The organism is Paractinoplanes lichenicola (genome assembly GCF_016785085.1).
Classification (GTDB): Bacteria; Actinomycetota; Actinomycetes; order Mycobacteriales; family Micromonosporaceae; genus Actinoplanes; species Actinoplanes lichenicola.
Map to the genome: position 1 here is coordinate 682,628 of NZ_JAENHO010000004.1, position 24,795 is coordinate 707,422.

General features: G+C 69.3%; 21 protein-coding genes and 2 pseudogenes. 12 read left to right on the forward strand and 11 right to left on the reverse strand.

Annotated features, from left to right (window positions below):
* Positions 1–57: 57 nt before the first annotated feature.
* Positions 58–863 (forward strand): IS5 family transposase gene (locus JKJ07_RS16775; RefSeq protein ID WP_202992478.1). Its coding sequence is split into 2 segments (ribosomal slippage): positions 58–388 and positions 388–863, totalling 807 coding nucleotides; the frame shifts between segments, so codons are not numbered across the junction.
* Here JKJ07_RS16775 and JKJ07_RS49880 read toward each other — a convergent pair.
* The 3 genes from JKJ07_RS49880 to JKJ07_RS16785 all read right to left on the reverse strand — a co-directional run bounded on the left by JKJ07_RS49880 (position 847) and on the right by JKJ07_RS16785 (position 5,457).
* A complete protein-coding gene (locus JKJ07_RS49880; RefSeq protein WP_498370754.1) occupies positions 847–1,728 on the reverse strand; it encodes a recombinase family protein in 882 nt (293 codons plus the stop codon). The two genes, JKJ07_RS16775 and JKJ07_RS49880, sit on opposite strands and share 17 nt — an antisense overlap.
* A 37-nt stretch (positions 1,729–1,765) precedes the next feature.
* Positions 1,766–2,590: a recombinase family protein gene (locus JKJ07_RS49885; RefSeq protein WP_236029009.1), complete on the reverse strand. Its 825-nt coding sequence runs from the start codon at positions 2,588–2,590 to the stop codon at positions 1,766–1,768.
* A 536-nt stretch (positions 2,591–3,126) separates the two neighbouring features.
* Positions 3,127–5,457, reverse strand: a complete 2,331-nt coding sequence (locus JKJ07_RS16785; RefSeq protein WP_202992480.1) for a CaiB/BaiF CoA-transferase family protein — start codon at positions 5,455–5,457, stop codon at positions 3,127–3,129.
* Positions 5,458–5,612: 155 nt separating this feature from the next.
* Between JKJ07_RS16785 and JKJ07_RS16790 the strand changes: the two genes are divergently transcribed.
* A complete protein-coding gene (locus JKJ07_RS16790) occupies positions 5,613–6,527 on the forward strand; it encodes a LysR family transcriptional regulator (protein WP_202992481.1) in 915 nt (304 codons plus the stop codon).
* Positions 6,528–6,804: 277 nt separating this feature from the next.
* Here JKJ07_RS16790 and JKJ07_RS52235 read toward each other — a convergent pair.
* Positions 6,805–6,969, reverse strand: a pseudogene (locus tag JKJ07_RS52235) (TetR family transcriptional regulator); the annotation flags it as partial.
* Between JKJ07_RS52235 and JKJ07_RS51120 the strand changes: the two are divergent.
* The 3 genes and pseudogenes from JKJ07_RS51120 (at position 6,962) to JKJ07_RS51130 (ending at position 7,529) form a co-directional block, all read left to right on the forward strand.
* The gene (locus JKJ07_RS51120) at positions 6,962–7,225 is read left to right on the forward strand and encodes an alpha/beta hydrolase (protein WP_307834291.1); all 264 of its coding nucleotides are present in this window, start codon (positions 6,962–6,964) and stop codon (positions 7,223–7,225) included. The pseudogene JKJ07_RS52235 and the gene JKJ07_RS51120 overlap by 8 nt on opposite strands.
* Positions 7,226–7,247: 22 nt before the next feature.
* Positions 7,248–7,388 (forward strand): annotated as a pseudogene (locus tag JKJ07_RS51125) (alpha/beta hydrolase fold domain-containing protein); the annotation flags it as partial.
* 6 nt (positions 7,389–7,394) lie between these two features.
* On the forward strand, positions 7,395–7,529 hold the full coding sequence (locus tag JKJ07_RS51130) for an alpha/beta hydrolase family protein (protein ID WP_268919161.1): 135 nt from the start codon (positions 7,395–7,397) through the stop codon (positions 7,527–7,529).
* Between the two features lie 282 nt (positions 7,530–7,811).
* On the opposite strand, the gene JKJ07_RS16805 is transcribed toward JKJ07_RS51130, so the two are convergent.
* Positions 7,812–8,375: a TetR/AcrR family transcriptional regulator gene (locus JKJ07_RS16805; RefSeq protein ID WP_202992483.1), complete on the reverse strand. Its 564-nt coding sequence runs from the start codon at positions 8,373–8,375 to the stop codon at positions 7,812–7,814.
* 115 nt (positions 8,376–8,490) lie between these two features.
* Between JKJ07_RS16805 and JKJ07_RS16810 the strand changes: the two genes are divergently transcribed.
* The 3 genes from JKJ07_RS16810 (at position 8,491) to JKJ07_RS51750 (ending at position 11,208) form a co-directional block, all read left to right on the forward strand.
* A complete protein-coding gene (locus tag JKJ07_RS16810) occupies positions 8,491–9,420 on the forward strand; it encodes a zinc-binding dehydrogenase (protein WP_202992484.1) in 930 nt (309 codons plus the stop codon).
* A 12-nt stretch (positions 9,421–9,432) separates the two neighbouring features.
* Positions 9,433–10,212 (forward strand): SDR family oxidoreductase, encoded by a 780-nt coding sequence (locus tag JKJ07_RS16815; protein WP_202992485.1) that lies wholly within the window; start codon positions 9,433–9,435, stop codon positions 10,210–10,212.
* Between the two features lie 186 nt (positions 10,213–10,398).
* Positions 10,399–11,208: a cytochrome c oxidase assembly protein gene (locus JKJ07_RS51750; RefSeq protein WP_202992486.1), complete on the forward strand. Its 810-nt coding sequence runs from the start codon at positions 10,399–10,401 to the stop codon at positions 11,206–11,208.
* On the opposite strand, the gene JKJ07_RS16825 is transcribed toward JKJ07_RS51750, so the two are convergent.
* Both JKJ07_RS16825 and JKJ07_RS16830 read right to left on the reverse strand, forming a co-directional pair.
* A complete protein-coding gene (locus JKJ07_RS16825) occupies positions 11,144–12,235 on the reverse strand; it encodes an MBL fold metallo-hydrolase (RefSeq protein WP_202992487.1) in 1,092 nt (363 codons plus the stop codon). The genes JKJ07_RS51750 and JKJ07_RS16825 overlap by 65 nt on opposite strands.
* Positions 12,232–12,840: a TetR/AcrR family transcriptional regulator gene (locus tag JKJ07_RS16830; protein WP_307834292.1), complete on the reverse strand. Its 609-nt coding sequence runs from the start codon at positions 12,838–12,840 to the stop codon at positions 12,232–12,234. Before JKJ07_RS16830 ends, JKJ07_RS16825 begins: the two co-directional genes overlap by 4 nt.
* 110 nt (positions 12,841–12,950) lie before the next feature.
* Here JKJ07_RS16830 and JKJ07_RS16835 point away from each other — a divergent pair, with 110 nt between their 5' ends.
* Together JKJ07_RS16835 and JKJ07_RS16840 are read left to right on the forward strand one after the other, a co-directional pair.
* Positions 12,951–15,317 carry an acetyl-CoA acetyltransferase gene (locus tag JKJ07_RS16835; RefSeq protein WP_202992489.1) on the forward strand — a complete coding sequence of 789 codons (2,367 nt, stop codon included), beginning with the start codon at positions 12,951–12,953 and terminating at the stop codon, positions 15,315–15,317.
* Positions 15,318–15,407: 90 nt separating this feature from the next.
* Entirely contained in the window at positions 15,408–17,540 is a 2,133-nt protein-coding gene (locus JKJ07_RS16840) for an acyl-CoA dehydrogenase family protein (protein ID WP_202992490.1), read from the forward strand.
* A 153-nt stretch (positions 17,541–17,693) separates the two neighbouring features.
* Here the strand turns inward: JKJ07_RS16840 and JKJ07_RS16845 are convergent, their stop codons facing one another.
* The 4 genes from JKJ07_RS16845 to JKJ07_RS16860 form a co-directional block, all read right to left on the reverse strand.
* The gene (locus JKJ07_RS16845) at positions 17,694–18,122 is read right to left on the reverse strand and encodes a hotdog family protein (RefSeq protein WP_202992491.1); all 429 of its coding nucleotides are present in this window, start codon (positions 18,120–18,122) and stop codon (positions 17,694–17,696) included.
* Positions 18,119–18,697 carry an FAS1-like dehydratase domain-containing protein gene (locus tag JKJ07_RS16850; protein WP_202992492.1) on the reverse strand — a complete coding sequence of 193 codons (579 nt, stop codon included), beginning with the start codon at positions 18,695–18,697 and terminating at the stop codon, positions 18,119–18,121. The genes JKJ07_RS16845 and JKJ07_RS16850 overlap by 4 nt, the downstream gene beginning before the upstream one ends.
* 10 nt (positions 18,698–18,707) lie before the next feature.
* Positions 18,708–21,152, reverse strand: coding sequence for a CaiB/BaiF CoA-transferase family protein (locus JKJ07_RS16855; RefSeq protein WP_202992493.1), 2,445 nt, complete (start codon positions 21,150–21,152; stop codon positions 18,708–18,710).
* Positions 21,153–21,267: 115 nt separating this feature from the next.
* Positions 21,268–21,870: a TetR/AcrR family transcriptional regulator gene (locus tag JKJ07_RS16860; protein ID WP_202992494.1), complete on the reverse strand. Its 603-nt coding sequence runs from the start codon at positions 21,868–21,870 to the stop codon at positions 21,268–21,270.
* Between the two features lie 282 nt (positions 21,871–22,152).
* Between JKJ07_RS16860 and JKJ07_RS16865 the strand changes: the two genes are divergently transcribed.
* Together JKJ07_RS16865 and JKJ07_RS16870 are read left to right on the forward strand one after the other, a co-directional pair.
* Entirely contained in the window at positions 22,153–23,826 is a 1,674-nt protein-coding gene (locus tag JKJ07_RS16865) for a flavin-containing monooxygenase (protein ID WP_202992495.1), read from the forward strand.
* Positions 23,813–24,763 (forward strand): alpha/beta hydrolase, encoded by a 951-nt coding sequence (locus tag JKJ07_RS16870; protein WP_202992496.1) that lies wholly within the window; start codon positions 23,813–23,815, stop codon positions 24,761–24,763. The genes JKJ07_RS16865 and JKJ07_RS16870 overlap by 14 nt, the downstream gene beginning before the upstream one ends.
* Positions 24,764–24,795 lie beyond the last annotated feature (32 nt).

The window sequence follows — 24,795 nt, forward strand, 5'->3', positions numbered from 1 at the left end:
CTGCTGAATCGATGTTGATCAGCGCTACGAGGTGGAGATCAGTCTCGTTCGTTGGTCATGAGCAAGGCGTGGATCGTCGATGACGATCTCTGGAAGCTGATCGAGCCAGTACTGCCGCCATGGCCGGACAAAGCGCCAGGGCCGCGGCCGCTGCCGGATCGACTGTGCCTGCAAGGCATCTTGTTCGTACTGCACACCGGCATCGGGTGGGAAGACCTGCCGCAGGAGCTCGGGTTCGGCTCGGGGATGACCTGCTGGCGGCGGCTCGAGCGCTGGACAGAGGCCGCTGTGTTCGACCAGGTGCACCAGATTCTGCTGACCAAGCTGAACGCGGCGAACCGGATCGACTGGTCGAGGGCGGCGATGGACGGCAGTCACATCGACGCGAAAAAGGGGGTACCGGGACAGGCCCGTCGCCGGTCAACCGCGGGAAGCCCGGCTCTAAGCACCATCTGATCTGCGACGGTCACGGCACCCCGATCCACGTGCTCACCTCTGGCGCGAACGTGCCCGACATCAGCCGCGCCCTCGACCTGCTCGACGGCTACCCGCCGATCGCCGGCCGCCGCGGGCGGCCACGCCGACGGTTCGACACACTGTTGGCAGACAAGGGCTACAGCAGCGACGCGTTCCGCCGGGCCTGCCACGAACGCGGTACCGAACCGATCATCCCGAAGCCCAAGACCGCAGGATTCAAGGGCTTGGGCAAGCTGCGCTACGTCGTCGAGCAGACCTTCGCCCTGCTGCATCAGTTCCGACGGCTCGCCGTGCGCTGGGAACGACGCCTCGACATCCACGACGGCCTGGTCGGTCTCGCTTGCGTCCTGATCTGCTGGCGCCGACTGATCAACTGGATCCGCTAGGAGATCGTGTTAGGAGCTTTAAGCGGCATGCGAGTTGGCTGATGTCGACCGTGCGGTGCGTTTCCCTCCGCTTACGCCCAGGGGATGGTCGGGCAGCGCTCACGACCCGCAAACCAGATCTCGGGATGCGATCAGGGTGTGCGTGACCTTCGTGTCGGGCTCCGGACACGTTAACCCCCACCAGATTCATTCCTCTCGGGGATGGATGTGGTGGGGTTTTCTGTATCCCGCGCTGCGCCGGAATGCGAGTCCGCGCTCCCAATGGTGGGGAAGCCGCCGTTGTTCGGCCGCCGAGCTTGGGCGCGGTGTCGTGCTCGAGGTGCCGGTCGAGCGTGAGCTTTCCGGGGTTGCAGACGATGACGAGGTCTCGGTCGCGTAGGTGAGTGGCCAGCCCTTCTACTCCAGCTGATCTCGTGAGGGCGCCTTGGCGTTTGAGGTCGTGCAGCATCTCGGTGGTGATGCGTCGTTCGGGCCAGTAGATCGCGCGCGGCCGTGCCCCGCTGGAGTGGGCGCTGATGTGGCCGTGCCGGCAGCGGTATCCGGGCCGGCCGTGTACCCAATGGCCCTCCAGGCGGCGCCCGCAGAGCCCGCAGACGAGGAGCCCGGTCAGCGCATAGCGGCGGACAGAGTCGTCGTTCGGTGTGTGGATCGCGGAGACGTGTTGAGCGGCGAGGAAGTCGGCGTCGCTGATCAGCGCGGGGTGGGTGCGGTTCTCGGAGATGATCCACTCGGACTTGGGATTCCAGGTGCGGGTAGGTCCGAGGCTGCTGCGTTTGTCTCCGGGCACGGTCTCGCGGTGGTCGGTGTGCTGCCGGTTCCAGACTTGCCGTCCGGTGTAGCGCGGGTTGGCCAGAATCGCCGCCACGGTACGCAGCGTCCAGACAGAGTTGGTCCGGTGCCGGTTACGGCCAGGGTCGTGCTGGGCGGGTGAGGGGATTCCGGCGGTCGTTGAGCGTGCGGGCGATACCAGCGGTGCTGGCACCGGTCAGCCGTCGGGCGAAGATCCACCGGACGTGTGCGGCGGTGTCGGGGTCGGGGTCGAGGCGGTGCAGGCGTCGTCCCCAGGCGGCGTGGGCTCGGTTGGGGTGTGGTCCGGCGTCGACCAGCTGGTAGCCGTACGGCGGGCGGCCGCCGAGGTGGCGTCCTTGGTCGTGGGCCTGGGCGCACATCGCGGCGGTGGTGCGCATCCGGAATTTTAGGACTTCTCGTTCGGATTGATGTCCGAGCATCATCAGCAGGGCTTGGTGGGCGGGTTCGTCGAGATCAATTGGTCCGTTGGCTTCGGGCAGCCACACGGTGACGCCCAGGTTGTTGAGGTGGCGGATGGTCTGGATGGCTTGTTGGCCGGTGAAGGCGCGTTCGTATTCGCCGATCACGATCGCGTCGAACGGCCGGTCGGGTTGTGCGGCGAGGTCGAGGAGGTTGGCGGCGGCGGGTCGTTTGTGCCAGGGAAGGCTCCGGGAGTATCCGGCGTCGAAGTATTTGATGACGATGGTGCCGTGTCCGGCGATGAGCCGGTTGGCGTTGTCCTGCTGCCACTGCTGCGACGTGGTCGGATCTTGATATTCGGTGGTCGACATCCGCCCGTAGAACGCGAACCGCAGTGCGCCCTGCGGCTGGTCAGGTCGGCGCCCGCGGCGGCGTGCACGGCCGGGTGTCTGGTCGACCCAGGCGGTGAACAGATCGTCGGGTGGTTCGGGGGAGTGGGTGGTGAGGGGTGTCGACATGGGCGTCACCTCGTCTCGAGGAGCGGAACGTCGATACCTGAGAGATTCGCGCGGGAGGCCGTCATGACGGGCCGGATGTCTGCTTCACCGAAAAGGGTGAGGGTGATGGGAGACGCAGGCTTCGGTGAACTCGCGCGATTACCTGTCGAGGGCTTAGGAGAAGCCTCTGTTGAGACGGAAGAGCTGTCCGGAAGTCGGCTCGGTGTCGCCGGCGTGGCCATGATCGGGTGAGCATCTCCGGCCGTGAGCCGCTCAGTGTGCGGAACGCCTAGGCAGAAGAAACCCCGCTCAGGTGAAGAATTCCGAGCGGGGTTCCGGTGAGGCTATTCCATCTACAGCAGTGGAAGTCTCCAGGACGGCGCCGACCGTGGTGCGGACGATCGGAACTGTCGCGACGACTGAGTATCGTGGCGCTGTTCTTCGGGGCTTGAGCTTGTCGGAGCCTTCGTGTGCAAGCTTTGTCGCTATAGCTGTGGACTCATGCCTTCCGGTTGTTGAGATCGTTCAGTCTGGCCCGTGCGCCCATGCCGTTCTGCTCAGACCCGTTCGACGGAGGTGGCGTGTGCGTCGGTCCACTGTTCCACGATTCCTGCGGTGATCAGTGCGTCGACCTCGTCGGCCGGCATGCCGAGCACGCGGATCAGCACGTCGCGGCTGTGCTCGCCGGGCAGCGGAGCCGGCTCCAGTGGTGGCGGCCCGATCGACTTGAAGACGGCGGGGCCGTTCTCGGTGGGCATGGGTTCGGTGATGTGCGGGTGGTGCATCGTTCGGAAAAAGCCGCGGTGGGCCAGGTGCGGGTCGTCGAGTAGCTCCGGGACGCGCTGCATCATCGCGGCGGGCACACCTGCGGCCTGTAGTTCGGCCATGGCGCGGCGTGGTGGTCGGGCTGAGGTCCAGGCCGACACCAGGGCGTCGATCTGCTCTCGGTGGGCGATCCGGTCATCTGCGGTCGGCAGGTCCAGGTCGGTCCCGAGCAGTTGGGCCAGTCGTTGCCAGTCGTTGTCACCGCGCACGGTGACGACGCACCACTCGTCGTCGCCGGCGCATGGGAACAGGCCGTAGGGGGCGTCGGCCGGGCCGGTGTTGCCGACGGCGGTCAGCGAGCCGGGGCGTACGGATTCCAGCGCCAGCTGGTGCTGCAGCTGGCCCATGATGACCTCGGCCTGGGCCACGCTGACCGTGCCGCCGCGGCCGCTGTGCCGGCGGGCGATGAGTTTGGCCAGGATCGCGACCGCTTCGATCCGGGCGGCGATGTGGTCGGGATAGATGGTGGAGGCATCACTGTGGCCACCTTCGTCGTCCAGATAGCGCCACAGGCCGCTGAGACCGGTCGATGCGCGGACGAGAGGGCCGTAGCCCATGCGCCGGCTCCATGGTCCGGTGGGGCCGAAGGCGCTGCTGTCGGCGATGACGATGCCGGGGTTGACCGCGGCGAGCTGCTCGTAGCCGAGTCCGAGTGATTCCATGGTGCCGGGCTTGAAGTTGGAGACGACCACGTCGGACTCGGCGACCAGCTGTTTGAAAATCTCGATGCCCTCGGGGCTGCGCAGGTTGAGGCCGAGGCCGAGCTTGTTGCGGTGCCCGTAGGCGAACGACGCGCTGATGGCCGCGCCGTCGAAGGTCTGGCGGCTGCCGTCCGGGAAGGCCCTGTTCTCGACCTTGATGACCTCGGCGCCCATGTCGGCGAAGAGGCGGCCGAGTTCGGCGCCCACCACGATGACGCCGAGGTCGAGCACGCGCAACCCGGTCAGGGGAAGAGCGCCGTCGGGTGCCGCGGCGCCGGGAGTGGCCGGGGTCAGTGTGCTGAGGACTTCGCTGGTGTGCTGCCCGTGGCCGGGAGCCGGAGTGCGGATGCCGGCGCGGCGGCCGTCGACCTCGAGCAGACCGTCGGGCATGCGGGCCTCGGGCACGGACGGCACGTCGGTGAACGCGCCCCGGGCGGTGAACTGTTCGGCCTGCATGACCTCGGTGGGGGAGAGCAGGGCGGCGGTGGGGACGCCGTGCTGTTGTCCTTCGGTGACGATCTGCTCGCGGGTGCGCGTGGCGAACAGCCGGCCGATGGCCGGGTAGATGCGGCCGGCCGCGGCGAATCGCTTGCCGAGCTTGGCCAGTTCTGGGTCGGCGAACTCTGCGGGCTGACCCAGCCAGGTGAACATGCCTTGCCACTGGCGTGGAGCCAGGACGCAGATGCGGACCCAGCCGTCGGCGCATCGGAAGATCGGGTAGAGGTGGCGGGCGTCGGGTCGGCCGCGCGGACCGTTGACTGCGGGTACGCCGCCGGTGGCGCTGCCGCCGATACCGAATCCGGGGTCGAGGACCTGGGTGATGGCCTCGTAGACGGAGATGTCGACCAGGTCGCCGCCGCGGTAGTACGCGAGCAGTGCGGCCCAGGCGGCCTGGGCCGCCGCCGACTCGTAGGCCAGGGAACCGGGCGGGAGCAGGGGTTCGCGGCCCGGCAGACCGGAGCGGCAGAGCACTCCGCCGAGGGCGAGATGGGTCCACTCGGTGGCCTGCCAGTCCCGGTACGGGCCGGTGAGACCGTAGTCGGTGATGGCCACGACGGTCAGCCCGGGCCGTTGGTGCCGGGTGTCCGCGGCATTGTTGGTGATCAGGATGTCGGCGCTGTCCAGCAGGCTGCTCAGGTCGTCGTCACCTGCGACGACGGCACGCTTGTTCGCGTTGTGGGTGGCGTAGTAGAGGCTGACGCCGTCGACGACCGGTTCCTGGTGGCGCGACAGCGAACCCGTGGCCGGCTCGGCCCGGATGACGTCGGCGCCGAGGTCGGCCAGCAAGCGGGAGGCTGTCTCGCCGAGGCCGTCGGTGCGGTCGACGACCCGTACTCCGGTCAGCGGCAGATCGGTGTCCACGGCGGCCTCCTCAAGGGCTCAGGTGCGGTAGGTCACACCATCGCCGTGCTCCTCGCCGTTCGTAAATCACTGTTTCGCGCACGTTACGTGCCGCGGGCGGCAACGTGGCGGCGGAATTCCTTGCCGGTAACCGTTCAGTAACGCAGACTGGGGTCATGGACGTGCAGCAGCTCCGGTGCTTCCTCGCGGTGGCCGAAGAGTTGCATTTCGGCCGGGCGGCCGAGCGGCTGCACATGACCGCGTCACCGGTCAGCCGCATCGTCAAGGAACTCGAGCGTGAACTCGGGGCTCCGCTGTTCGTTCGCGGCTACCACCAGGTCGAGCTCACCCCGGCCGGGCGGGCGCTGGCCGCCCGAGTGCCGCCGCTGCTCGACCAACTCGAGCGGGCGCGCGCCGAGGTGCGCCTGATCGCGGCCGGGGAGCAGCGGGCCGTGCACCTCGGTGGGTCACATTTCGCGCCGCCGCTGGTGCTCGACACGGTGGTCGACTGTGCCGAGAAAGGCAATCCCGGCCGGCCGGTGGAGGTGACGTTGGCGCCCTCGGCCGATCTGCTACCGGCCGTGTCGCGCGGCGAGCTGGACGCCGCCCTAGTGCACCTACCGGTCGACGATCCGGCGGTGGCGTCGCTCAGCCTGGCCTCGTACCGCTTCCTGGTCGTCATGCGCCGCGACGACCCGCTGGCCGGATCGCCGGCGCTGAGCGTCGCCGACCTGGCCGACCGGAACGTGGTTCTGATGCCGCTGTCGCTGCAGCCGCTGGCGATGCAGCGCATGCGTGATGATCTGATCAGCCGGGGCCTGCTGCGGCTACGGATGCTGGCCGGGGTGGACTCGGCCATGCTGGCGGCCCATGTGCGCCGTACCGGCGATCTGACGTTCTCGCTCGACCCGTCGACCGGCGGCAGCGCCCGGATGTACGACGACCCGGCCTTCGCCGTGGTGCCGCTGACCGACTTTCCCCAGTTCCGGCTCGGGCTCGTCTGGCTCGCCGAAAGGGCGGCCGATCCGGTCGTGCGGGGCGTCGTCGAGGCGGTCCGCACCGCCTGGGCCGACGGCGAATGGGAGATCTGATCAGCGCCAGAGCTGCGGCGATCCGTCCGAGCCGCGCACAAGCCCGGTTGATGCCAGGTAGTGCAAGTGAGCGACGGTTTCGGCCAGCGCCATCCGTCGCATAATGCCGTGCGGGGCTGGCCACCCCCGTGACCAGGTGAGGGCGGCGGCGATGGCCCAGGCGGTCGACAGCGCCGGTGACGACCGGCAGGATCTCGTCTTCGGGTACGCCTTCAGCCCGGATGAGCTCCATGAGCCGGGCGTTGGTCTGGTCGTATATGTCGACGACCATGGTCTCCTCGGACGGGAAGTACCGGAAGAAGGTCCGCGCGGTGACGCCAGCGTCTGCTGCAATCTCGCTCAGACTTGCTGCGCCGCTATGTACTGCAGTTCCGCCACGCCCAGGCTGAGGCGATCGCTGCAGCCGGGCGAACACGGTGAACGCCTTGTCATCCGTGATCACGGGTGAGGACGGCTGCTTTATCAACGTCCGGACCAAACAGGTCTGGATGGCCAAGAACGCCGACGAGCTCGGGTTCGACCCCGACCGCCTGGCCGTCTACGGCGCCAGCGCGGGCGGCGGGCTGACCATCGCCACCGCGCTGTTGGCCCGGGACCGCGGCGGCCCAGCCCTGAGATATATGATGCCAATCTACCCCATGATCGACGACCGCAACACGACCGCCTCCAGCGAAGAGATCGTGGACATCGGCGTCTAGGACGGGTCGACAACATCGAGGCCTGGCCTGGTATCTCGGCGGCAAACCGGCCGATCGGTACGCCGCGCCGGCTCGGGCCGAAGGCCTGGCCGGCCTGCCACCGGCGTTCATCGACGTCGGCACCGTCGACCTGTTCCGCGACGATGACATCGCCTTCGCTCAGCGCCTGATGGCCGCCGGCGTGCCGACCGAGCTGCACGTGCACCCGGGCAGCTACCACGCCGGGGAGAACCTCGCCCCGGACTCCGCGTTGGCCAAACGGATCTGGGCGACCCGGCTCGGCGCGCTCCAGCGCGCCCTCTGACGAGACGCGCGGAGGAGAGTTCGAGCAGCTCAGAAGGTGATGATCCCGCGCCCCGCGATGCGGCCGGCACGCAGCTCGTCGTGGGCGAAGCTCCAGGGGGTCGAAGGGGAACGCGACCGGGGCCGACGAAGTCGATGACCGCGTCGGCCCCGGCGCTGCTCTTGGGCGGTCTCGTGGAGATTGTCCGGGCTAGGGTCAAGAATCCCGGTCAGCCCGAGCCGGACCAGCGGGCGGCCGACCTGATCGCCGTCTTCCGGCAGTTGGCCGCGGAACGCCTCAGCTTCAGGGATTCTCGGCGAGCATCGCGCTGAGTGCGCCGAGCAGGGTGGCGCTGGTCTCGTCCGGCGTGTCGGTGCCGCGGCCCTCGGTCCATCGGGTCACCGTCTCCATGAGCCCACCACTCAGCAGGACGCCGAGGGCGTCGAGCTGGCCGATCGAATGCCGGGTGGTGAGCAGCCGCCGGGCCAGCTCGGCCGCGATCGGTTCGAGCTCAGCCCGGAAGGCCGCCGAGGCGAGTTGTGAGGCGGCGCTCGGGTAGACATTGCGGTGCAGTTGCCCATGTTCGGCGGCGTAGTCCATCAGCGTTCGCAGGCGCGCTCGCGGGTCGCCGGAGTTGGCGGCATCGAGCCAGGTGCGGAACGAGGAAGTGATGGCGGCGGCGATCGCGCTGTCGCGGTCCGTGAAGTGCCGGTAGAAGCTCTGCCGGCTGACGCCGGCGGCGGCTGCGATGTCGGGGATCGAGATCTCCTCGATGCGTCGGGTGGACGCGAGGGTGAGGGCGGCCTCAAGAATCTGCGCTCGAACGCGTTCGGCCCGGGGATCGGCACTGTCCGCGCGGCTGGTCACGGGAGTATGGTAGTCGGTGACAACCGACTCCGAAGTACCCATACTTCGGTGTAACTAGTAACTTAGGGCCTCGTCCGTGAGAAGCCGCGGCTCCGGGACCCGGAAAGCTGGCGACATGCGAGCATGGCGGTTCACCTCAGCCGGCAAGGGCCTCACCAGGCACGAGATCGCGGCGCCCCGGCCCGCCGCGAACGAGGTGCTCATCGACATCGCGGCGGCCGGGCTGTGCCACTCCGACGTCGGGCTGCTGCACGGCGAGGGGCAGCCGTTGCCCTTCACCCCGATCACGCTCGGCCACGAAATCAGCGGCGAGATCACCGAACTCGGCGCTGACGTGACCGGCTGGCGCGTCGGCGACCGGGTCGCGGTGATCTCAGACCCGGCCGGCCCCGGCTTCGGCCGCGACGGCGGGTACGCCGAACAGGTCGTCGCCCGCCCGGACGAGCTCGTCGCCGTACCCGAGACCGTCGACGACGCGGTCGCGGCGCTCGCCACCGACGCCGGCCTCACCTCCTACCACGCCGTCCTCAAGCAGGGGCGCGTGCAAGCCGGCATGAAGGTCGGCGTCATCGGGCTCGGCGGCCTCGGCATGATCGGGGCGCGCATCGCCGCTGGCGTCGGCGCCGAGGTGTACGCGGCCGAGATCAAGGGATCGCTCTTTCCGCTCGCGGCCGAGCAGGGCGTGATCGCCTGCTCGGCGGCAATCACCGACTTCACCGATCGGCGGCTCGACGTCATCATCGACTTCGCCGGGATGGACACCACCGGCGGCGCCTTCAAGGCCATCCGCCCCGGCGGGCGTGTCGTCCAGGTCGGCATCGGCCGGCCCACGGCCACCATTGAGATGCTCGACGTGCTGCTCAAGCAGCTGGAGTACGTCGGCTCGATCATCGGCACGAAGGAGGACCTGGCGGGATTCCTCGCTCTGGCCGCGGAGGGCAAGGTCACGCCCCTCGTCGAGCGCATCGCCTTCGACGAGATCGGCGAGGGCATCGAGCGGCTCGGACGGGGCGAGGTCGTCGGCCGCCTCGTCGCGGTCCGATAGGAGGTGGGACAGATGCGTACTTACGCGATCAGCGGAGCGGCCTCGGGCATCGGCAGGGCCGCGAAAGAACTTCTCGAGGCCGACGGGCATCGGGTCATCGGCATCGACCTGCGCGACGCCGACGTCATCGCGGACCTGTCCGGCGCGCAGGGCCGGGCCTCGATGGTGCGCGACGTGACGGCGATCAGCGGTGGGCGTCTCGATGCCGTCCTGGCCGTCGCCGGCCTGGCCAGCAACTCCGCGGCGACCGCGAGGGTGAACTATTTCGGCATGCTGGCCACGCTCGAGGGCCTGCGCCCCCTGCTGGAGCAGTCCGACGCCCCACGCGCTGTGGCGGTGGCCAGCATGGCGGTCATGTTTCCGCACGACGCCGAACTCGCCGCCGCTTTCGAAGCCGGCGACGAGGCGGCGGCGGTAGCCCGGGCCGAGGTGCTGGCGAAGGAGGAGGGCCAGGCCATCTACGCGACGTCGAAGCGGACGATCGCCCGCTGGGTCCGGCGTGCCGCGCCCAGCGCCGACTGGGCCGGCAAGGGCATCGCGCTCAACGCCGTGGCTCCGGGCGTGATCGCCACACCGATGATGGCCGACTCGCTTGCCAGTGCGGAGAACCGTCGCCAGCTCGAAAGCATGGTCCCCATGCCGCTCGGCGGCATCGCGAAGGCCGAAGACGTCGCCGAGCTCCTCCGTTTCTTGTCCAGTGTGGAAAACGGCCACATGTGCGGTCAGGTCGTCTTCATCGACGGTGGAGCCGACGCGGTCATGCGTGGCGACACCATCTTCCCGCTGACCTGACGCTGACCACGAGCGCCTCGCCGAAGCCGTACCGGCCGTCATCCCTCCGTGGCTTCGGCGAGGCGCCGCAGGGCAGGGCGAGTATGACGGCGGCTGTGAACACCTTCGGCGCCTCGCGCTGCGTGCCCATCGCGTGGGGTGGGCCGCCGAACGCCGGATGGTCCCGGTGGCGACCAGGTGGTGCAGGTGGGCGAGGGTCTCTCCGAGGGCCATGCGGCGCATCATGCCCTGCAGGCTGTCCCAGCCGCGCGACCAGCTGAGCCGCTCGGCGATCGTCCAAGCGGTGGGCTCGCCGAGGGTGTCGATGACGCGGAGGATCTCGAGGCTACGGTCGTCGTGGTGGCGGATCAGGTCGGCGGCCCGGTCGTCGATGCCGCGGAAGCGGTACTCGTGGGCGGGCAGCGCCTCCTCGGCGGTGAACTTACCGGTCTGCTCCAGCGAGTCGAGGTAGGCGGTGAGCGGGTCGCCCTCGGCGCCGGGGTGCACGCCGATCGTCGGGCTGATGCGGGGAAGCAGGTGGTCGCCGGTGAGCAGGATGCCGGCGGCGGCGTCGTGCAGGCAGAGGTGGCCGGGGGTGTGCCCGGCGTCCACACCGCGCGTACCTCGTGCCGAGCCAGGGGGAGCAGGTCGCCGTCTTCGACGGCCCGGTCGGGCTCGGCCATCTCCAGCAGGCCGCGCATCCGGTCCGGGTTTACCGGCACCGTTCTGTCTGTGCTGACGTTCCTCGTAGGCTTCATTCTGTGGACTGCGGTGCTGAGCGATTCACGGCCCGCCGTCGCCCGCCTGCGGCGAGCTGCCGTCTACACCGCGAGCATTCCCGGCGGCCTGATCGGACTGGCGCTGCTTATCAGTAGCCAGCCCCTCGTGGCCGGGCATGCTCACGCCGGCACGCTTCTCGGTCCGATCGCTGACCAGCGTGCGGGCGGGCTCGTCATGATGGTCGTTGAGGCAATCTTTCTGATTCCCGTACTGCTGCATTCAGCCCGATCTCGGTGAGCTGCCACCGGACAGAAACGGCCCCGAACGGCCGGACCGAGCCAAGTGCGTCCAGGTGCTGCAGATGAGCGACGGTTTCGGCCAGCGCCATCCGCCGCATCATGCCGTGCAGGGCCGGCCACCCCCGCGACCAGGTGAGCGCGGCGGCGATGGCCCAGGCGGTCGACCCGGTACGGGGGTCGATGGCGCTCAGGATTTCTCGGCTGCGCTCCTCGTGATGGTGGATCAGTTCCGCGGCGCGCTCGCCGACGCCGCGGAAGCGATATTCGTGGGCCGGCAGGGCCTCGTCCGAGGCGAACTTAGCGGTCTGCTCCAGCGAAGCCAGATAGGCGGTGAGCGGATCGCCGTCGTTGCCGCTATGCACGCCGATGTTGGGGCTGATCCGGGGCAGGAGGTGGTCGCCGGTCAGCAGGATGCCGTCGCCGGGGTCGTGCAGGCACAGGTGCCCGGGCGTGTGGCCGGGGGTCCACACGGCGCGCAGCTCGTGCCCAGCCGCCGGCAGCAGGTCCCCGTCCTCGATGGCGCGATCCGGTTCGGCCATGGCGAAGACGCCGCGCAGCTGTTCCGGGTCGACGGTCATCGCGGAGGCCTCGTCGTCCGGAACGCCGTGCCGGATCAGCCATCCGCGGTCGTCCGACGGCTGCCGATCGCGCCAGACGCGTACGGGCAAGGTCTGTGCCTCGACCGGGTGCATGCCGATCCAGGCGCCGCTCTGCTCGCGCAGCCAGCCGCTGAGCCCGTGATGGTCCGGGTGCACGTGCGTGACCACGACGCCGGTGATGTCGCTGACCGTGGCCCCGGCCCGATTCAGGCCGGCTTCCAGCGCGGCTCGGCCCTCAGGCGTGTCCCAGCCCGGATCGACGAGCAGGATGCCGCCGTCGTTCACGAACGCGTAGCTGAGCGTGTATCGCAACGGGTTGTGCGGGATGGGTACCGGCACGGACCACACGTCGTCACGAACCTGCTCGACCGGCGGCAGCTCGCGCCGCTGCCAGGCCTGCTGCTGGGCGGTTCCGGTGACGATCATGCGCCGGCGCCCGCGGTGACCGAGTGCATGAGGAAGTCGACTAGTCGCCGGGCGTGCGGCGCGGTGTCATCGGCCAGTTCAGCACGCCGGTCGGGTGGAGTGGACAGGGCGTGCATCATCGCCCCGCCCAGCAGAGTGTCGAGCAGCAGCGTGACCGACGCCGATTCGGGCAGTTCGCCTCGGGCGATCCCGCGTCGCACGATGGCGCGTGCCGCGCGGATCTGTGCCTCCCGCATTGCCTCGAACTGTTCGGCAACACCCGGAATCTGACCCGCGTCAAGGGAGAGTCGCAGCGCCGCCCGGCTCACCGGCCCGGCGTAGACGTCGAGCATCTGGGTGGCCAGTTCGACCAGGTCGCCGTGCAGGGTGCCGGTGTCGACGTCGCTGACCCGGGGCAGGCCCAGGGTCAACGCGTCGGTGAGCAGTGCCTGTTTGCTGTTCCAGCGCAGGTAGAGCGAGGCCTTGCCGACGCCGGCGCGGCGGGCGACGGTTTCCATCGCGAACCCGGCCCAGCCGGCGTCGCCGAACACGTCGAGGGCCGCTCGGGCGATACGGCGGTCGACCTCGGGATCGCGCGGGCGCCCCGTCGCGGCTGGTGAGCTCACCGCAGCCACCTTTCCTTCGCTTGCCGTCCAACGCATTGCTGAACGGTTACCGTCACGATACAGTCCTTACTAAGTGAACGAAAGTCGTTCAGTAATAGGGGAGCCGTGCCATGTCCCATGATCTTGCCGACCTCGATCCGCACACCCCGATCGTGGTGGGCGTCGGACAGTCCTCCGAACTGCTCGACTCACCGGACTACCGGCGGCGGTCCCCGGTCGACCTGGCCGCCGACGCCGCCCGGGAGGCCGTCGCCGACGCCGGCATCGACCCGTCACAGATCGACACCGTCGCCGGCACCCGGCAGTTCGAGACGTCGATTCCCGGCGCTCGGGCCCTGCTCGGCCGCTCGGACAACTACCCGCGCTCGGTCGCCGGCCGGCTCGGCGCCGACCCGAAGCGGGCCGTCCTCGAGGTCGGTGGTGGTCAGAGCCCGCAGCACCTGGTCAACGAATTTGCCGCCACCATCGCCGCCGGTCAGGCCGAGGTGGTCCTGCTCTTCGGCTCGGAGGCGATCTCGACGATCGAGCGGTTCGCCAAGGCCGACGACAAGCCGGACTTCACCGAGCACCCCGAGGGCGACCTCGAGGACCGCGGCTACGGCCTGCGCGGCCTGGTGAACATGCACCACAGCACGCACGGGCTGACCGACGCGCCGAGCCAGTACGCGCTGTTCGACAACGCCCGCCGGGCCCGGCTCAAGCTCTCCCGTGACGAGTACGCCGCCGCCATCGGTGAGCTGTTCGCGCCGTTCACCCGGGTCGCGGCGGCCAACCCGCATTCCTCGGCACCGGTCGAACGCTCCGCGGCTGAGCTGATGACACCGACCGAGAAGAATCGTGTCATCGCCGAGCCCTACACCCGCTACGTCGTCGCGCGGGAGAAGGTGAACCAGGGAGCGGCGGTCCTGCTGACCTCGGTCGGCGCCGCCCGCCGGCTCGGTATCCCCGAATCGAAATGGGTGTTCCTGGCCGGGCACGCCGACCTGCGCGAGCGCGACCTGATGGAGCGCAACGATCTGTCGGCGTCGCCGGCGTCGGTGCTGGCGGCCCGGGAAGCTCTCGCGGTGGCCGGCGTGAGCTTCGACGAGCTGGCCTCGATCGACCTGTACAGCTGCTTCCCGGCGCCCGTGTTCAACATCGTGGACGCGTTCGGCCTGTCGGCCGATGACCCGCGCGGACTGACCGTGACCGGCGGGCTGCCGTTCTTCGGCGGCGCCGGTAACAACTACTCCATGCACGCGATCGCCTCGACCGTGAATCTGGTGCGCTCGAAACCGGGCAGCTACGGCTTCGTGAGCGCCAACGGCGGGCTGATGAGCAAGTACTCCGTCGGCGTTTACACCACCACCCCGTCGCCCTGGAAGAACGACAACAGCGCGGCGTTGCAGGCCGAGGTGAACGCGTGGCCGGCCCCCGAGGAAGCGCGGCAGGCCGACGGCTGGGCGACCATCGAGACGTACACCGTCAAGCACGACCGCACCGGCGGGCGGACCGGCATCGTGATCGGCCGCCTCGAGGCCGACGGGCGGCGATTCGTGGCCCGCAGCGACGACCGGGACACGGCCATCCTCGACCTGCTCAGCACGGGCGAACCGATCGGGCAGCGCGTCTACGTGCGCTCGTTCGGCTTCGGGAACCGGGTCAGCGTCTCCGACGCGGCGATCGACGAGCTGTTCCCGCCGCAGCCGGCCGTGCTGCGCGAACGCTACGACAACATCCTCGTCCGCCGCGACGGGCACCTGCTCGAAGTGACGATCAACCGGCCGGAGGCCCGCAACAGCCTCACCCCGATGGCCAACGACGAGCTCGACCACGCCTTCGACGCCTACTTCGCCGCCGACGACCTGTGGGTCGCCATCCTCACCGGCGCGGGCGACAAAGCGTTCAGCGCGGGCAACGACCTCATCTACTCCGGCTCCGGCAAACCGATGTGGGTGCCCAAGAACGGGTTCGCCGGGCTCACCTCGCGCCGGCACATGCCCAAGCCGGTGATCGCGGCGGTCAACGGTTTCGCCATGGGCGGCGGCTGCGAGATCGCCCTGGCCAGTCATCTGGTCGTCGCCGACGCGACCGCGCAGTTCGCGCTCAGCGAGGTCAAGGTCGGCCTGATTGCCGGGGCCGGTGGTGTCGTGCGCCTGCCCCGCACGGTACCGGTCAAGGTGGCCAACGAGATGATCATGACCGGGCGCCGGATCACCGCGGAGGAGGCCCGCTCGTACGGGTTGGTCAACCGGGTCACCGAGGCCGGCCGGGCCCTGGAGGGCGCTCGTGAGCTGGCCGCCGAGATCCTCGAGTCGTCACCGACCTCGGTGCGTATCTCGCTGCAGGTGATGGAGGAGACCCGGGGCATCCCCGACGTGGTCGACGCCGTCACGCACCACAGTGCCGCCCTGGACGACCTGATGGTCAGCGCGGACGCCATCGAAGGCCTGACCGCCTTCGCCCAGAAGCGCAAGCCGCGGTGGGTCAATCGTTAGCCGCGCAGCGGCACCCAGTCGCCCGGGCGGTCTCTGCCCGGGCGGCTTCCACCAGGCCGCCCTCGGCCCATCTCGTTCGGAGGACCTGCTATGCCAGGACTGACCGCGGAAGAACTTCAGGACTTCACCGGCGCTGTCGACGGCGTTCTGTCGACCCGCTGGCCTCACGCGCGCAGCGCCGGAGAGGACCCGCTCGGTGCGGAACTGCGCCTTCTCTGGGCCGGGGCCGCGGAGTACGGGTGGACGGACCTCGCGTCGGCCGGTGCTGTCGACGCGGTGATCGCCGCGCTCGGCCGGCTCGGCCGGGTCGCCTGCCCGCTGCCGCTCATGGACGTTTATGTGACGGGCAGCCTGCTGGCCGCCGACGAGAAGCTTACCGCCGGCATCGCCGATGGCAGCGTACGACCGGTGATCGCGGTCGTCGAAGCCGATACACCGGCGGTGCGTTTCGTGGAGGCGGCATCGGCCGCCACCCATGTCGTCCTGCTGCTCGGCGCCGAGGTCATCGTGCGCGAGATCGCCGGCGTCACCGAGACGCCCGGCGTTGCCAAGCCGTCGTGGTCCGACGTAGAGCTGCGCGCGGATGTCGTCTTCCGCGCGAAGACCGCGCCGGAGGCGGTCGAGGACGCGAAAGCCCTTATTCGGCTGGGGCTCGCGGCCCGGGCGGTGGGGGCAGCCGACCGTACCGTCGAGTTCTCCCTGGCCCACGCCAAGGAACGGGTCGCGTTCGGCAAGCCGATCGGCGCCTTCCAAGCGGTGTCGCACCGGGCCGTCAACGGCGCCACGGACATGACCGCCTCGCGGGCGCTGATCCGTGCGGCCGTCGATGCGCACCTCGCCGGCCGCGACACCTGGCACCTCGCCGTCCAGCTCGCGGTGCAGTTCGCTGCCCTGGCAGCGGTGCAGGCCCAGTTCGGAGCACAGCACACCCTGGCCGCTTCCGGCTACTTCGAGGAGCACGATGCGCCGTGGTTGTTCCGGCGGGTGCACGCCGACGCCAGCCTGCTCGACGGCGTCGCCCTTGCTGCCGGCGACGTGGCTGACATCCTGATCGAATCCACGCGAGGCCTGCCGGCTTTCGAGCTGGGCGAGCGCGCGGAGGAGTTCCGCCGTGAGGTCCGGGCCTTCACCACCCGATTCCGTACGGCCGCCGCTGTCGAGCACATGGGTGGCTCGAACCGGGAGCTGCTCGACGCCGCGGCCGAGAGCGGCTACGTGACGATGTCGTGGCCGCAAAGTGCCGGCGGTCGAGGCGCGTCGGTGGAGGAGCAAATGGTCTTCGGTGAGGAACTCGCGTACGAGAACTTGACCGTGATCAGCAAGATCGCCGCTGACATGCTGGGCACGGCGGTCATCCGTCACGGTACGCCGGAGCAGCAGGCCCGCATCCTTCCCCTGATCGCTTCCGGCGACTTCCCGTTCTATCTGGGCTACTCCGAGCCGGAGGTCGGCTCCGACCTGGCCAGCTTACGCACCAAGGCGGTACGCGACGGCGACGAGTGGATCGTCAACGGTCGCAAAATGTGGGGGACCGGGGCGCACACGGCGGACTGGGTGTGGCTGGCCACCCGTACCGACCCTGACGCTAAGCCGCCACATGCCGGCATCACCCTGTTCCTGACCCGGGTCGACCGGCCCGGATTCGAGGTCCAGCAGCACACGGCGTTGTCAGGGGAAATTTCCTGCTCCACGTTCTTCGACGACTTCCGGGTGCCCGACGCCGACCGCATCGGTGAGGTCAATGGCGGTTGGAAGGTCATCACCGAGGCGCTGGCGCAGGAACGGGTGGTGATGGCGAACAACGCCGCCTCGGTGATGCGACTGCTCGACGACCTGCTCGCCGAGGTACGTAAGGATCCGGCCGGCACCGTCGGACCGGCCGGGTCGGCCAAACGGCGCACGATCAGCGAACTGGCCGCTCGGCTGCAGGCGGCCCGGGTACTGGTCAACGCCAGCGTCCGTGCCACCGCCAAGACCGGCGGCGGCGCCCGTCTCGAAGCCCCCATGGCCAAGATCCTGGCAAGCCAGCTGCTCGAGGACTTCAGCGAGGCCGCGCTACGCATTTTCGGTCCCGCCGCAGCACTGGGCGAGGGCGTGCCGGACGTACCCGGGCGCGGGGCCTTCGAGTACAACCTGCGTTACTCGATCATGCATGTTGTCGGTGGCGGCAGTATCGACATTCAGCGCAACCTGGTCGGCCGTGCCTTGGGGCTGCCGCGTTGACCATGGGCGGCGACGTCACGCCCGTACAGCCCGCCCACACCCGCCGGTGCCGAGCGCAAGGACCCGCGGCGGGGCGTCGACCGCACGGGATGAACTGCCAGAGGCGCCAGCCGTAGCCGCCCGGGCCAATCGCCCGGGCGGCTCCAAGCTTTGTCAGCTCCGTGGGGGCAGGGTGACGTCGACCTCGCCGGGGCCGACCGTGACGCCCTGCTCGTCGGCGCACTGCACCTCGATGGTCACGCGCCGGGTCTCGGGGTCGACCGAAAGGACGGTGCCGCTGACCGTGGTGGTGTGCCCGACGACGTTGAAGCGGCCCATCCGGAACTTGCGGATGGCGTCGATCGTGGCGCCGGGACCGGCCCAGTCGCGGACGAGGCGTTCCCACATGCCCATCAGGAACAGGGTGTTGGCGTACATGTCGGGGGCGCCGGTGCCCTGGGCGTAGCGGCTGTTGTGGTGGATGGAGTTGAAGTCGCGGTTGGCGCCCGCCTCCATGACGAGGCGGTAGACGGTGATCGGGTAGTCGATCGGGTCGAGCGTCTCGCCGGCCTTGACGTCGTCGATGTGGCGGTCGGTGCTCATGCGTTGCTCCCGGTGGGGTGCGGGTTGTACGCGTACACGCTGGTACGCATGCGGGCGACGACGTCGCCGTTGTCGGCGACGATGTCGGACTCGGTGGTCATGAAAGCGCCCCGGCCGACCCGGGTTTCCTTGGGCGTGCAGGCCAGCAGGCGCCGGCCGCGGCTGCCGAGGCGTTCGCCGACGTGCACCGGCCGCAGGAAGTCGATCTCCATGTCGGTGGCGAAGAAGCCGGTGGTGGCCGGTGCGGGCCCCGGGTCGGCGTTGTTGATCGGCGTGCGGTCCGGTTGGGCGTCCGGGGCCGAGTCGCTGAAGTTCGTCGGCTGTCCGGGACTCCACATCGCCGGCAAGGTGTAGGCGAGCAGGCTGGTTGCCGGGGCTACGAGGCCAGGGTGACCGTACTGCTGGGCGGCCGTCAGGTCGTAGTGGATCGGGCTTCCCAGTTCGATGGGTTCCAGGTACCGGCGGATCGTGCCGGCCTCGACGCGGTCGGCGCCCCAGCGGATCTCACCGTCGGACAGGTCCGTGCCGACCAGGTCGATCATCGGGTCCCAGTCGCGGATCCATGGGTCAGTCATCGGGTGCCTTTCATTTCAGGATCTTGGCGTCGACGATGGCGTCGATCGCCTTCTGGTCGTAGCCGAGCAGGTCGCGCAGGATCTGCTCGTTGTGCTGACCGAAGGTGGGCGCGGCCCGGTCGACGCGGCCCGGTGTGTCGGACAGCAGATACCGGGGCCCTTCGACAGTCGTGGTGCCATGCAAGGGATGTGCGACCTCGACGAGGTGGCCGCGGTGGATCAGCTGCGGGTCGAGGCAGAAGTCGCGGCTGGCGGCCGAGCGGTGGGCGGGAACGCCGGCCGCCTGCAGCTCGGACTCGGCGTCTTCGACCGTGCGGGTGCTGGTCCAGGCGGCGATGGCGGCGTCGAGCTCGTCGCGGCGGGCCAACCGGCCCGGCGCCGTCCGCAGGCTGTCGTCGTCGCGCAGGTCGGCGCGCCCGAGGACACCGGTGAGGGCCTGCCATTGGTCGTCGGTGGTGACGGCGACGGCAACGAACCGGTCGGCGCCGGTGTCCGGGTCGGTGCGCCCGGGATAGACGCCGTGCGGGGCGTGTTCACGGTCGGCATTACCCATCCGGGCGATCACGGTTCCGGTGGCGGCGTTCTCGGCGATCTCCGGTGCTTGCAGCCAGACGCCGGCCTCGACCTGGGACAGGTCGATGTAGCTGCCTTGACCGGTGCGCCGCCGGTGTTCCAGCGCACCGAGCACGGTGCAGATGCCGAATCGAGGGCCGAGGTAGTCGGTGTAGGGACCGAACGGCCCGAACGGTCCGCGGTCGGGCCAGCCGACAGCGGCCTGGAAGCCGGACAGTGCGGCGCCGATGTTGCCGTAGCCGGCCAGTTTGCTCAGGGGCCCGGTCTGTCCGTTGATCGAGGTGCTGAGCATGATCAGGTCGGGGTTGTCGGCGCTGAGCGTGGCGTAGTCGAGGCCCCAGCGGGCCATCAGGCCGGGGGAAAACGACTCGACGACCACGTCGGCCCAGCCGGCCAGGTCGCGGGCGATCTGCTGGCCTTGTTCGGACTGCAGGTCGAGGGTCATGCCGAGCTTGCCGGCGTTCCAGGTGCTGTAGAGCGCGGAGTTCTCCGGGGAGACGACGCCGCCCTGGAAGGGTTGCATGAACCGGGCGGTCTCGATCCGGACCGAGGATTCGACACGGACGACGGTGGCGCCGAAGTCGGCCAGTGCTCGCCCGATGACCGGGCCGGCGACGACCCAGCTGAAGTCGAGTACCCGCAGGCCCTCCAGCGGCCGCCGCGGTTGCTGACTCGCCGCCGGGCCGGGCGCCGCCGGGTCGAGCCATTCGGCCGTGACCTCAGCGGTGTGCTCGCCGATGCGGGGAGCGGGCCGGGGCTCGGCGAACGCGTCGGTGCTGACCTGAGCGAAGGGCCCGGGCAGCGTGTGCTCGCCGACCGTACGGAAGAATTCGCGGGCCCGCAGCTGACGGCTGTTCCGGACATCGGTGGTGTCGAAGATCGGCACGCACAGCAGTCTGCGCTGCATCGCCGCCTCGAGCACCTCGTCCTTGGTCTTGGCGCCCAGGAACGCGGCGATGGCTGCCCGCAGTTCAAGGACGTCGTCGTCGCTGAACTCACCCGCCTGGATCATCGCGGGGACGGTGCGGAAGTCCAGCGCGGCGAAACGTTCGACCGGGGCGCCTTCGTCGGCCATCCACCGCAGGAAGGCGTTGGTGAAACCGCCGGAGGCCGGGCCGATCCCGATATGGAACTCGATCAGCCCGTCACGGCACGGCCATTTCTTCAGAGCCGGATCGGTGGCCGCGCCGCTGCCCGACTGGTCGACCCGCTTCACCTCGAGCGTGTGCCCGGCGGACATGTCGCGCGGATGGTCGCCGACGGCATGGGCCAGCACGTGGCCCAGGGTCGCGGCGCCGAGCACCGCCTGGGTGGATACGTCGACGAGCTGTCCGCGCCCGGTGTGGTGCCGGGCGAGAAGTGCCAGCTGGGCTCCGGCGGCCGCGTCGGTGGCGGCATGCCGGAACGCCTGGGGCAGGCTGACCCGCAGCGGCGGGCGATCGCCGTCGCGGTGCTCGTCGAGCGGGCCACCGGCGGCCCAGACCGTCAGATCGCTGGCGTGGTACCCGGCCTTGGGCCCGGTACGCCCGAACGCAGTGATCGAGACGTACACGAGCCGGGGATTGATCGCGGCGAGGTCGGGGTGGTCGAGCCCGCGGGGGCCCTGCACCGAGGGGCCGTCGGACTCGATGACCACGTCCGCGGTGGCGGCCAGGGCGCGTACGAGGTCCTGGCCTTCGGTGGTGTCCAGGTCGGCGGTGATGCCACGTTTGCCGGCTGCGTACGCGCTCCAGAGGAAACCGCGGCCGCGGCGTCGTGCGGTGCTGCCGGTGGACGGTTCGACCTGCACGACGTCGGCGCCGAGCTCGGCCAGGATGCGTCCGGCCAGCAGGCCGCGTTCGTCGGTGAGGTCAAGTATCCGGTAACCGCTGAGAAAGGCCATCGCGAAGCTCCTGTCGCAGGAGGGCTGACGGCACCGCGAAATCGGAACGGTGAACGTCAGTATTTCGCGGAGATTAACGGCACGGTGACCGTTCTGCAATAGCCTGGGCTGGGGATCAGGTCCTGACGACGGCCCGCAGCAGGAAGTCGACCAGCCGCTCGGCGTGCCCCGTGGTCCCCTTGGCCAGTGTGGTCCGTGACTCGGCCGGCGTGCTGAGGGCGTGCAGCATGGCGCCGCCGACGAGGGTGTCGAGCAGCAGCGTGACGGGAGTGTCATCCGGCAGTTCGCCCCGGTTGACGCCTCGGCGCACGATCGCCCGCGAGGCCAGGATCTGCGCCGTACGCATCGCCTCGTAGTGCTCGGCGAACTCGGGTATAGCCGAGGCTTCCATGGTCAGGCGCAGCGCGGCGCGGCTGGCCGGACCTACGTAGAGGTCGAGCATCTGCTGGGCCAGCTCGATCAGGTCGCCGCGCAGACTGCCGGTGTCGACGTCGCTGATTTGGGCCAGGCCATGGGTCAGGGCATCGGCCAGCAGTGTCTCCTTGCCGGTCCAGCGCAGGTAGAGGGTTCCCTTGCCGACCCCGGCGCGACGCGCCACCACTTCCATGGCGAACCCGGGCCAGCCGAGCTCACCGAAGACCTCCAGCGCTGCCCGGGCGATCCGCCGGTCCACGTCCGGATCCCTGGGCCGGCCGGGGCCGATCGGTGACGCGCTCATGGCTCTTCTTCCGTTCCTCAGGTCCTGAAGGTCTGCTCGTTGCGGCTGGGAGCACGTTACATGCCGGTAATCGCAACGCGCGGGACTCGGCCGCCGGCTGCCCGAGACGGGGCATAGCAGCAGGTCAAGAGGCTTGTTCGGCGATGGATCCGACACATCGTCGAAACATTGACGAGACTGCAGGATGCATTCTACGTTGTGGTCCAGGTCACCTCATGGTCACCTAAGGGACCGCTCGAGCCCTCCCTCCTCGTCACCGCTTTCGGTTCGTCAGGAGGCGCCATGTCCGCACCTACTCAAGAAGCCTCATCCACCGGCGACGCTCGCGACGTTCCGGCGACCGCCGATGTCGTGATCATCGGCGCCGGGTTCGCCGGAATGTATCTGCTGCACCGTGTACGGGATCTCGGCCTGTCGGCGGTCACGTTCGAGCAGGCCCCCGACGTCGGCGGGACGTGGTACTGGAACGCGTACCCCGGTGCCCGCTGCGACGTCGAAAGCCTGCTCTACAACTACTCCTGGGACTCCGGCCTGCGCTCGGACTACCAGTACAAATGGCCCGAGCGATTCTCCCGCCAGCCGGTCATCCTCGAATACGCCCGCCACGTGGCCGATCGGTTCGACCTGCGCCGCGACATCCACTTCGACACCCGGGTCAACCGGGCGACGTGGGACGAAGCCTCTCGTCACTGGATCGTCGAGACCGACCGGGGTGACCGGGTCCGGTGCCGGTTCCTGCTGTCGGCCGTCGGCTGCCTCTCCGACTCGCAGGTGCCGAAGATTCCCGGCCTCAAGACGTTCCGGGGCGACTGGTACCACACGGGCCGCTGGCCGCACCGCGACATCGACTTCTCCGGCCGGCGGGTGGTGCAGATCGGCACCGGATCGTCGGGCGTGCAGGCGGCCCCGGTGATCGCCGAGACTGCTGGGCATCTGACCGTTCTGCAGCGCACACCACAGTTCTGCATTCCGGCCCGCAATGCGCCGCTGACGCCCGAGCTCGTCGACACGTCACTCGAGCGGCTCAAGGACATGATGATCCAGATGGCGGACCGGCCCACCGTGCGGCGGCTCTGGGAGTCGTTCGCCACCAAGAAGACCTTCGACGACAGCCCGGAGGAACGTCAGGCCTACTTCGAGCAGTTGTGGGAGAACGCCGCGGCCGCCTTCCCCTTCGGCTACCTCGACACGATGACCGATCCGGCCGCCAACGAGGAGGCGGCCGAGTTCGTCCGCGGCAAGATCCGCTCGATCGTGCAGGACCCGGCGACCGCGGACAAGCTGCTGCCCAGCTATCCGATCGGCACCAAGCGCCAGATCATCGACACCGGCTACTACGAGACCTTCAACCGGCCCAACGTGACGCTCGAGGACATCCGGACCGACCCGATCGAACGCATCACCCCGGACGGTGTGCTCCTGGCCAGCGGCAAGCTCGTCGAGGCCGACATCATCGTGTTCGCCACCGGGTTCGACGCCATGACCGGCCCCATCTTCCGGCTCAACATCGAAGGCGTCGACGGCCGCGCGATCCAGGACGCGTGGGCCGACGGGCCGCAGACCTACCTCGGTCTGGCCGTGCACGGCTTCCCCAACCTCTTCCTGCTGACCGGCCCGGGCAGCCCGTCGGTGCTCAGCAATGTGATCCAGTCGGCCGAGCAGCACGTCGACTGGTTGATCGCACTGCTGGACCACTTGCGCGACAACGGCATCGACCGCATCGAGGCCGAGCCGGACGCGCAGGCCCGGTGGACGACGTACTGCACGGACATGGCCAATGAATCGCTGTGGCCTCGTGCCGACTCCTGGTACATGGGCGCGAACATCCCCGGCAAGCCGCGGGTGTTCATGCCCTACATCGGCGGCAACGCGCTCTACCAGGAAGAGATCGACGAGGTCGCGGAGAAGAACTACGAAGGTTTCCAACTGAACGGAGCAACGAATGTCGCGTCGTGACCTGATCGACCCGGAGCTGCGCCCGATCCTGGACGCGCTGCTCGAAGCCATGCCCGGCGGCTTCAACGCCGTGCCCGACATCGTGCAGCGCCGAGCCGCTGTCGACGCCATGAACAGCGGGGTCGAACTGCCCGACAATCCGAACGTCGCCAAAGAGGACCGTACGATCCCCGGGCCTGACGGCGAGCCCGACCTCACGGTCCGGATCTATCGTCCGGTCAACGCCGAAGGCACGGTTCCCGGCATCTTCTACATCCACGGCGGCGGCATGATCATGGGCAGCGTTCAGGGTGAGGACGCGACCGCGACCCTGCTCTGCGACCAGATCGGCGCGGTGGTGGTGTCGGTGGAGTACCGGCTGTCCCCGGAGCACCCCCACCCGGCGCCGGTCGAGGACTGCTACGCCGGTCTGGTGTGGATGGCCAAGAACGCCGGCGAGCTCGGCTTCGACCCGGACCGGCTGGCCATCTACGGCGCCAGCGCCGGCGGCGGGCTCACCATTGCCACCGCCTTGATCGCAAGGGACCGCGGTGGCCCGGCGCTGACGTTCATGATGCCGATCTACCCGATGATCGACGACACCAACACCAGCGCCTCCAGCGAGGAGATCGCGGATATCGGGGTCTGGGACCGGGCCGGCAACATCGAGGCCTGGGGCTGGTACCTGGGCGGCAAGCCGGCCGATCAATACGCTGCCCCGACGCGGGCGCAGGACCTGACCGGGTTGCCGCCGGCCTTCATCGACGTCGGTACGGTCGACCTGTTCCGCGACGAGGACATCGCCTTCGCGCAGCGCTTGATGGCCGCGGGTGTGCCCACGGAGCTGCACGTTCACCCGGGCAGCTACCACGCCGGTGAAAATCTCGCCCCCGACTCCGCGCTCGCCAGACGGATCTGGGCCGGCCGTCTGGACGCCCTCAGGCGTGCTCTCGCCTGATCACCGTCTCCGGGCCCCGGGACCTCAGGTCC